Here is a 9,183-nt window from a genome sequence, read left to right on the forward strand (position 1 = left end):
CTCATTCTCCCTCGGAGCGGTTCTCGGCACAGTCAGGAAATGTTAACCAGATAGCTATTGAAGGGCGAAAAGTTAACTTTAATTCCTGGCCTGAATCCCCGTCTCTTTAGAGCGGGGTGTGGCTCAACAAGATTTTCCTATGGCTTTGCTCGATTGGAAGACTTGGCGGGGGTGATGATTGTGGCGATCGTGCTGTTGAGCGCCGTGATTACCGCCTATGAGTCTGTGGAGCGATTTTACCATCCTCAGCCTCTGCATCATTTGGGGGCGCTGGCGATCGCTGCCATCATCGGCTTGATCGGCAACGAAGTCGTGGCTGTTTTCCGCATACGGGTAGGTCGCGAAATCAACAGCGCTGCGCTGATGGCTGATGGGTATCATGCCTTGGCTGATGGTCTAGTGAGTTTGGCTGTGTTGTTCAGTGCGGTAGGGGTTGGCCTGGGCTATTCCTGGGCAGACCCAGCGATCGGCTTAGTAATCACAGCCGTGTTACTAAAAATCGTTTGGGAGTCGGGACTGACCATTTTTAGTCGTTTGCTGGATGGCGTGGAACCAGAGGTACTCGAATCGATCCACCATGCGATCGCTCATGTACCTGAAGTGGAAACGGAGGCGATCGCCAACCTTCGTACCCGCTGGCTAGGGCATCGGCTGCATTTAGAAATGGACATCATGCTACTGCCCACACTCTCGCTGCAAGAAACCCAAGGCATTATCCATACCGTGGAGGAGCAACTGAAAGCGCATCTGCCCTATCTAGGCTTGATCGTGGTTCGAGCCGTACCTTGCCCTGAAACAAGGGAACAGGGAACAGGGAACAGGGAAGCGGAAATTTCACCAATCATTTAGAACGGCTTAGAATTACCATGCAGGAAACAGTAACAACACGGATTAATCAAGCAACTCTACCGTCTAGCAAAGATGGAGAGGGCGATCAACCCAAACTACTGATTCGCATCTTGCGGGAACCATTGCTACATTTCCTAATTTTGGGGGCTTTGCTGTTTGGGCTGTATTTTTGGGTGAATGGTGCTTCCCTGACATCTACTTCCCCCAAACAGATTGAAGTGTCTGCTGCTGTGATTGAGTCTTTGAAAACAAGCTGGAAGTTGCAGTGGGGACGATCGCCAAACCCGAAAGAATTCCAAAAGTTAGTGGATAACTACATTCGAGATGAGGTCTTGTATCAGGAAGCCTTGGCCTTGGGGTTAGATGATAAAGACGTGATTGTGCGGCGGCGGCTGATTCAAAAAATGCAGTTCCTCACCGAAGATGTGGCAGCGATGCGCGAACCCTCAGACGAAGCATTGCAAGCCTATTTAGCGGCTCATGCTGAACATTACGCTATCCCCGGTCGGGTTAGCTTTACCCACATTTACTTCAGCCGAGAACTGCGGGGCGATCGCGCCGATGCCGATGCCCAGACTCTTCTGACTCAGCTACAGACTGACCCCAACCTGGAACCGTCCCAACAGCAGGGCGATCGCTCGATGCTCCCTGTTACGTATAACCTCGCCTCGGCGCAGACTCTCACCAACACGTTTGGGGGAAACTTTGCCCAGGAGATAGCTGGGGTGAGGGAAAAAGGCTGGCAAGGCCCCTTCCACTCAGCCTACGGCAGTCATCTGGTTAATCTCACCCAAATTGAACCAGGCCACCCCGCAACTTTGGCCGAAGTGAGAAAATATGTCCGCCTGGACTGGCTGCAAGAGCAACGTCAACAGCTGGACGAACAGTTATATCAGCAGTTGCGCGAACGCTATACCGTCTCGATTGACCAGGAGGCGCTCAACCTAGCTGTTCAGGGGGACAACAAATGAACCTAGTGCTGCGATGGATCTGTATAGCTCTCCTGGTTGCCCTGGGTCTGGGATTTCAGCCCGCCCCCGCCCATGCCCACGGCTTTCAAACCGCCTACCTGGAACTGCGAGAGCAGCAATCGGGTGAGGTGGAAGTACTCTGGAAAACGCCGCCAGCCATGAGCTTTGGGGATGAAGGGCTGAGTCGTCCGATGAGGATTCGCCCGGTCTTTCCCAGCTACTGCACTGCAACGACCGTGCCTGTGGTCATGACCACCCCCGTCACCCATGTCAGTCGCTGGACATTAGATTGTGGGGAAACCGGATTGGCTCAAGCCACGATTGCCTTTCCTGGACTGGTCAAAAGCTTTGTGGAAGTGCTTTTGCGGCTGGAATGGACCGATGGACACTCCCAAACCACCATGCTCCCCACGGGGCAGGAAACCTTCGTTATCCCAGAAAAAACGACCGTGTTTGCTGTGGGACAAACCTACCTCAGGCTTGGCATGGAACACATCTTCAGCGGCATCGACCACTTGCTGTTTGTCCTGGGGCTGGTGTTGATTGTCGGACCATCCTGGCGTTTGGTCAAAACCATTACCGCCTTTACCCTGGCTCACAGCATGACCCTGGGCGCAGCCACCTTGGGTCTTGTCAATGTTCCCCAAGCCCCAGTGGAAGCGGTGATTGCCCTCAGCATTTTGTTTTTAGCTTCAGAACTAGCCCACAGCCGCCTGGGGAAAGCGGGATTGACCGAGCAATATCCCTGGCTCGTCGCCTTCACCTTTGGGCTACTACACGGCTTTGGCTTTGCCGGAGCTTTGGCAGAAGTCGGATTGCCGCCCCAAGATATTCCCCCGGCTTTGTTGTTTTTCAACATCGGGGTGGAGTTGGGACAACTGGCGTTTGTGCTGGTAGTTGTTGCGGTGATGGAGGGACTAAAACGCTTGGGTTCAGAGCAGTACCCGCGCTGGTGGGGATGGGTGCCTACCTATGGCATCGGCACCCTGGCTTCTTTCTGGTGTTTCCAGCGAGTTGCCGCGTTTTGGGGATGAGTTGCTAAGGAGGGTATTAATGTTAACGCAACTTGCTAGTTATAAACTTTGGCGTTGCTAATTGCTAATTGCTAATTGCTAAGCTTGGATTTTTACCAATCTCGCCATTAGCCTCGTGACCAGGGCAGAGCCTAGTAACGCCATTAGCCCCTCCCAGAGAGATAACTAGCAACTTGAGTTAAGTAGATTTGCAACTCCTCGTTCTCATGGTCCACCAGGGAACGAAAAAACCAATTGCTTCACTTAACAAGACAATTCCAAAAGGAGATGAAAATGAATTGGATCTTTTCAGCTTTGCAAATCCGCAAACTGTTTCTCACAGGGTTGTGTATTTGCTTTCTGATCGGGAGCATCCTCTTTGCCTCTAGCAGTGCTTTGGCAGTGTCGTTGTTGCCGCCTGGAGAATACGACTTACCAAAAGAAGGAGCTGTAACGCTTCCGGCAGATATACGGCACTACTCCCCCTATGTGGACCCACCTTTTCCCCAACGGGTGTTCTGGGGCGACGTTCACCTGCATACCGTCTATTCTTTTGATGCTGGAGCTGCGGGAAGTCGTCTCGGACCTGAAGATTCCTATCGATTTGCTCGGGGAGAGGAAATCGAAACCGAAAGTACACAACGGGTGAGGTTGTCTCGTCCTTTAGACTTTTTGGTCGTCACCGATCACTCTGATGGTTTAGGGAGCTTTCAACAATTGCTGGCAGGTGAACCGCCTGAAATTCTAGAAGATCCTACGGTGGCCAGGTGGCATGAGATGGTCAATGGTACGCCGGAAGAGCAAGTCAAAGCATCCCAGGAGATCATTGCAGCCTTTGCCCAGGGGACGCTCCCAGAAGCAATATACCCCCAAAAGCTAGCGGATTTCGCAACCGCCTGGCAAGCAGAAATTGATGCCGCTGAAAATTATAATGACCCCGGCCTGTTTACAGCCATGATTGGCTATGAATGGACTTCGCTACCCAGTGGTAATAATCTCCACCGCAATATCATCTTCCGTGACAATGGGGTCAAGGCCAGCAAGGTACTTCCCTTTACCACAGAAAACTACACCGACCCTGAAAAACTCTGGCAGTGGATGCAATGCTATGAAAACACAATCGGCGGCAATGTGTTGGCGATTCCCCACAATGGCAATCTTAGCAACGGGCTGATGTTTGCAGACACCCAATTCAACAATGTCGATCCCACACAACCTGGTGAGCCTCTAACCAAAGAATATGCTCAACAGCGACAGCTTTGGGAACCGCTGTATGAAGTGACTCAGATCAAAGGCACCGGTGAGACCCATCCGTTGCTGTCTACTGATGATGAATTTGCCAATTTTGAGGTCGAGGGCTGGGATAACGGCAACTTGGACCTAAGTGCTGGCAAACCCGAAGACCCTGAAGCCAAGAAAGAGATGTACGAGCATGAGTATGCTCGCGCTGCCCTGAAGAATGGACTGAAGTTTGAAGCCGAACTGGGAGCAAACCCGTTCAAATTTGGTCTGGTGGGAGCCACTGACTCCCACATTGCGCTTTCGGCAGTGGAAGAAAATAACTACTTTGGCAAGTTTGTAGATGAAGCCCCCAATCCCGATCGGGCAATAGAGATCCGCAGCTCTAATCAGGATGGTAGTATCGTTCGCGTGGGATGGCAGTATGCCGCATCCGGGTATGTAGGGGTTTGGGCGAAACAGAATACCCGTGAAGCCATATTCGATGCGATGGAGAAGCGGGAAGTCTATGCTACGAGTGGGCCGCGCATGGTGGTTCGCTTCTTTGGCGGTTGGGACTTTACCAACGATGATTTGAGTAGCAACCCTGGTGATGTGGGCTATACCAAAGGCGTTCCCATGGGCAGCGATTTGAATATTACAGACATGCCTGAAGGGAAAGCGCCGACCTTTTTGGTGGCAGCGTGGAAAGATCCGCTGCGGGGGAACCTCGATCGGATTCAAATCGTCAAAGGGTGGCTCGATGCCAGTGGCGAAACCCACGAAAAAGTCTACGATGTGGCCTGGTCGGGCGATCGCGTCCCCGATGCCACAACCGGGAAACTTCCCCCTGTCGGCAATACAGTCAATACCGAAACGGCAACATGGACGAACACCATCGGCGCGTCTGAGTTAGAACAAGTTTGGACAGACCCAGACTTCGAACCCAACCAACGGGCGTTTTACTACGCGCGGGTGCTGGAAATTCCCACCCCCCGCTGGACGGACTACGACAAGGCATTTTACGGCGACAAGTGGTGCGCTGAAGCGGAGGCAGAGAATCCAGGGGCGTGTGATGATATACCCCTAACCCTACAGGAGCGGGTGTATACCTCTCCCATCTGGTATTCCCCAGCGTAGGTTTTGCTGGTGCGGGTGCGGGGGTTGCGGCTCCCGCCCCAATAGTTCTCGGATAATTTAGAGGAGACGGAAATTTCTGTGCTGCGATCGGCGATCGTCGAGCTGTGGATTACCGAAGATGTGAATGGTAAGCCATTTGTGGATTTCATCGTAGCCGAACTCTTTAATATTGTTCGGGAAGTGGTTGCCCAAATGCAGGGTTAGTAAGTGGCTCAGGACCCAGGCGCACCCATCCGGGTTTCTATGAAAAATCGTCGCTTTAGAACTACAGGACTTACGCAAAGGTTCTATATGTAGGGTGCGTTAGCTTTCTTCTTCACGCACCATAACAATATATTTAGCTTCTTGGCGTAAGTCCTGCTAGAGATCGACGCAGAAACGATTATAAGATCGTCGTTCGTAAGTCCTGTGGTTGATGAAGTAAAGGCAAATTCAGCTTTTTTATTGACAGGGTGAAATTAAATGGTAATCTTGTTGAGGACAGCGAGCGCACGCAATCAACCGATTCATCTGGTTGACGGCGCTCGCCTCCAACGTAGGTAAAGAAACGAATTTACTGTCAACTTTAGAACCTTAACAGGAAAGAAGAATCTCATGTTGGATCTAACTCGCCATCGTCTATTGAAGATGGCAAGCAGCTTATTGCTGAGTTTTGTACTTTTGTGGGGATCGGGGGTTGCACCAGCATTCGCCTTCGTTTCGGAGTCTCGTCAATATCCTGTTGATAATATCGAGGCTATTATTGCCGATGTTCCCACTGGCGATCGTTGGCTTGAGCATCTTAAAAAGGACTTGCTGCCATTCTGGGAAATGCAGACAGCATTGGGCGATCCCATTGGGAACTTCCCAACCTATCGATGCAATGACGGCTCCTTGTACGAGCGGGAAAATCTCTGCCCGGAATTGGCAAATCCCGTTAACGGTATCGTTAAACTAGAACGGGATTACGTCCGCGCCAAGTCCCGACAAATCTTTGCCTACGGTGTTGCTTACAATCTCACCGGAGAAAGCAAATACCTAGAATTAGCTAAAGCTGGAGTAGACTATTTGCGCGAACACGCCATAAAAGGAAAAGAAGGTGGAGCATACACCTACTTTGAAAATGGAGTTGGTAAACCAGATAAAGATTATCGCATCAGTCAAGACATGGCTTATGCGGTTACAGGCTTGGGATTTTACTACTATCTCACCCGCGATCCAGAGGTGTTGCCAGATATCATTGCCGTCAAAGACTACATCTTTGATACTTATTACGACAAAGAATGGGACTTACTCAGCTGGGCTCATGCGGATTACCTTGATTACACCAATCCAGATGGCACGAAAGAATACGTTCACTCCGACCAACGGGAATTAGTCGCTCAACTCGACCAAGTTTACGGTTATATGTTGTTGCTGACTCCCACCTTGCCAGAATTAGATGGTAATGGTCAACCCCTACGGTCAAAATGGGAAGATGACTTGGTGCATCTAGCCAAAATTATGTCCGAGCAGTTCTACACACCAGACAAAAATATTTTCTGGGGAGCGATTACCACTCCGACCCAGCAACAGCTAGGAACGGATCATACTGACTTCGGTCACTCGATTAAAACCTTGTGGCTGATCTATGAAATCGGCAAGTTAACTGGGCATTACGAACTCACTGCTTTTGCTCAAGAAAAAGCACCTTTAATCTTGGAAAAAGCCTATCTTGAAGATGGGACTTGGGGACGGCGCATCAATCAATACGGCCAACTTGAAACTGATAAAGAGTGGTGGATTTTAGCGGAATTAGATCAAACTGCCGCTACCTTCAGTTTGCGGGATCCCTCTTATGCCAAATATCTGCCCACCACCTATTCTTATTGGTTCGAGCATATGGTAGACCACGAAAATGGTGGCATTTGGCACTGGGTGAATGCGCGGGACAATCTTCCCGATATTCGCTACCCCAAACAACACTCTTGGAAAAATGCCTTCCATAGTTTTGAACACGATATCGTTGGCTATATAACTGGACAAGCGATTCACAACTTGCCCACCACCTTGTACTTTGCCTTTAAGGAAGTTCCCGAAAACATTGAAATTCGTCCTTACCTTTTTGCGGCAAAAGTTGAGGAAATTAACCAACCTACTGCCAGTAATAGTGAGAAGATTGAACCCATTCCAGGTTTCACCCAAACAGAAGTCAAGTTTACTGATGTTCGGTAAACGCTAAATAATCAAGCTCTAGTTGTCATCCCAGGCAACTAGAGCTTGTGCGTCTTAATTGCCTGGAGTTCTCAAACCTAATTGTTAGTAGAAGGAAAAAGCCCATGTCTTATAAAGTGCTAGCCGGAAAAAAAGTGGCAGTGCTGACCGAAACTGAGTACATTGCCCATGAACTTGACTATTACAGCATTGGCTTTTCTGTACTCGGCGCAAGTGTCGATTTTATGACTTATCTGTGGGGGGAACAATCGCGCACGATCGTCAGCGATGTTGATGCCCCAGGAAAACAGGTCTATTCTATGGAAGTGGATAAAGACCCCATAAATTACGATCCCAATAACTACGATATTGTCTTAATTTCTGCCAATTATTGCAGCGTCAGGTTGCGGGAAATTCCGCCGATGGGTTCTCTGGGAAGCATCGAAGAACTGCAAACTCCTCCAGCAGTCCAGTTCTTCAAAAGAGCAATGGAGAATCGCAATATTGTTAAGGGGGCTTTGTGTCATGGATTGTGGATCTTAACCCCTTGTCCGGAAGTTTTGCAAGAACGGCGAGTGATTTGTCATACTGTCGTACTGGCAGATATCCACAATGCTGGTGCAATTTATGTCCCAGATCCCAGTCACGTTGTGGTTGATGGCGACTTGGTAACGGCGCGATCGGCGGCGGATCTGGAGGCGTACTTCGATGCGATCGTACAAGCAGCCATTAAACGCGGCTAAAACCCACCGCATACGTTTTGGCGATTAAAGAAGGAACACCCCTGATTTTGAATTTTGATGCCTTCAACCCTACAGTTGTTGCCCCTACCCAATTCGATGAAAAAATGATGGGACAATCGCAATATTATCGGAATGGGAATGAAATTGCAGCTAGTGCGGACAGTCCCAAGTTGCTCTTGATCTCGCGTGGAGATAAGGGGTTAGCCATTATCAATAAAGCTGGCGCAACATTTGATGTCACTGCGGCAAAAATGCCCGGTTTAGCAGTAGGTTGCTACAACGAGCTACGGTACAACTTCCAAATGTGCGTTGACTAGGGCGGTGACGGTCAGAAGTACATTAACAAGTGGGGTTCCTCCAATCGCGGCGGGATCGAGAGCGGTTCGCGCACGGCATTGTTCTTTGTCAAAAATGAGGCTTAAGTAGTCTCCTTGATTACCTGATTAATCTTGTTGAGCAAGGCGATCGCGTGCCATCAACTGATAATCTTGAGGACTTACGCAAAAAAACTTTGGTGAAATCGATTAATCGTGGGTTTCGAGTCGCGAGATTGACGCATCACCTTTGTTTTTGGCCCCGCGTGCCTAAGTCCTGATCTTGTTGAAGACCGCGATCGCCTCCAACAAAAATCAAAAAATCTAGGAATATGCGGCGCCAGGTGGACTTAAAGATCAATATTTCACTTGGGGTAATCAATATTCTCCTAAAAAAGCCAATACTTGGCAAGGCTTATTTCCTTTCTTCAATGGCAATTATTATTGCCTCTGTAATAGGATTAGGGTGCGTTATTAAAAGTACCCTACAGGGCCAAAATCCGACACCCTTAAGGGTGTGGCTATTGCATTCAAAGGCTGCCTACGCAGCCTTTAATAATTTTAGCCCCTCTCTGCTAGGGCTCTGTTTGTGTAGCCCCATGCTTTAGCATGTGGGCTAAAAAACTTAAGGGTGTCGCTATTGCATTCAAAGGCTGCCTACGCAGCCTTTAATAATTTTAGCCCCTCTCTGCTAGGGCTCTGTTTGTGTAGCCCCATGCTTTAGCATGTGGGCTAAAAAACTTAAGGGTGTCGCTATTGCATT

At 49.5% G+C, this 9,183-nt stretch carries 8 protein-coding genes and 1 pseudogene; all 9 read left to right on the top strand.

Features of this window, described 5'->3' with window-relative positions; translation table 11 throughout:
- The first annotated feature begins 153 nt into the window (after positions 1-153).
- Positions 154-849 carry a cation diffusion facilitator family transporter gene (locus MiSe_RS44955; RefSeq protein WP_444980630.1) on the top strand — a complete coding sequence of 232 codons (696 nt, stop codon included), beginning with the start codon at positions 154-156 and terminating at the stop codon, positions 847-849.
- Between the two features lie 17 nt (positions 850-866).
- A complete protein-coding gene (locus tag MiSe_RS44960; protein WP_226593161.1) occupies positions 867-1,820 on the top strand; it encodes a peptidylprolyl isomerase in 954 nt (317 codons plus the stop codon).
- Positions 1,817-2,854, top strand: coding sequence for a HupE/UreJ family protein (locus MiSe_RS44965; protein ID WP_226593163.1), 1,038 nt, complete (start codon positions 1,817-1,819; stop codon positions 2,852-2,854). Before MiSe_RS44960 ends, MiSe_RS44965 begins: the two co-directional genes overlap by 4 nt.
- Before the next feature lie 273 nt (positions 2,855-3,127).
- The gene (locus tag MiSe_RS44970; protein WP_226593165.1) at positions 3,128-5,191 is read left to right on the top strand and encodes a DUF3604 domain-containing protein; all 2,064 of its coding nucleotides are present in this window, start codon (positions 3,128-3,130) and stop codon (positions 5,189-5,191) included.
- Between the two features lie 78 nt (positions 5,192-5,269).
- A complete protein-coding gene (locus MiSe_RS51700; protein ID WP_264197016.1) occupies positions 5,270-5,395 on the top strand; it encodes a hypothetical protein in 126 nt (41 codons plus the stop codon).
- A 390-nt stretch (positions 5,396-5,785) separates the two neighbouring features.
- Complete coding sequence (locus tag MiSe_RS44975) at positions 5,786-7,384, top strand: AGE family epimerase/isomerase (protein ID WP_226593167.1); 1,599 nt, start codon at positions 5,786-5,788, stop codon at positions 7,382-7,384.
- A 104-nt stretch (positions 7,385-7,488) separates the two neighbouring features.
- Positions 7,489-8,106 (top strand): DJ-1/PfpI family protein, encoded by a 618-nt coding sequence (locus tag MiSe_RS44980; protein WP_226593169.1) that lies wholly within the window; start codon positions 7,489-7,491, stop codon positions 8,104-8,106.
- Between the two features lie 17 nt (positions 8,107-8,123).
- The gene (locus MiSe_RS44985; protein ID WP_226593171.1) at positions 8,124-8,423 is read left to right on the top strand and encodes a hypothetical protein; all 300 of its coding nucleotides are present in this window, start codon (positions 8,124-8,126) and stop codon (positions 8,421-8,423) included.
- 325 nt (positions 8,424-8,748) lie between these two features.
- A pseudogene (locus tag MiSe_RS54280) lies at positions 8,749-8,853 on the top strand (formylglycine-generating enzyme family protein); the annotation flags it as partial.
- Between the last annotated feature and the right edge of the window lie 330 nt (positions 8,854-9,183).

Origin of the sequence: Microseira wollei NIES-4236 (assembly GCF_020521235.1) — a bacterium.
GTDB classification, from domain to species: Bacteria; Cyanobacteriota; Cyanobacteriia; order Cyanobacteriales; family Aerosakkonemataceae; genus Microseira; species Microseira wollei.

Coding starts and splice junctions, on each gene's coding strand:
- MiSe_RS44975 (WP_226593167.1), top strand. CDS start 5,786: ATGTTGGATCTAACTCGCCATCGTCTATTGAAGATGGCAAGCAGCTTA.
- MiSe_RS44980 (WP_226593169.1), top strand. CDS start 7,489: ATGTCTTATAAAGTGCTAGCCGGAAAAAAAGTGGCAGTGCTGACCGAA.
- MiSe_RS44960 (WP_226593161.1), top strand. CDS start 867: ATGCAGGAAACAGTAACAACACGGATTAATCAAGCAACTCTACCGTCT.
- MiSe_RS44965 (WP_226593163.1), top strand. CDS start 1,817: ATGAACCTAGTGCTGCGATGGATCTGTATAGCTCTCCTGGTTGCCCTG.
- MiSe_RS44970 (WP_226593165.1), top strand. CDS start 3,128: ATGAATTGGATCTTTTCAGCTTTGCAAATCCGCAAACTGTTTCTCACA.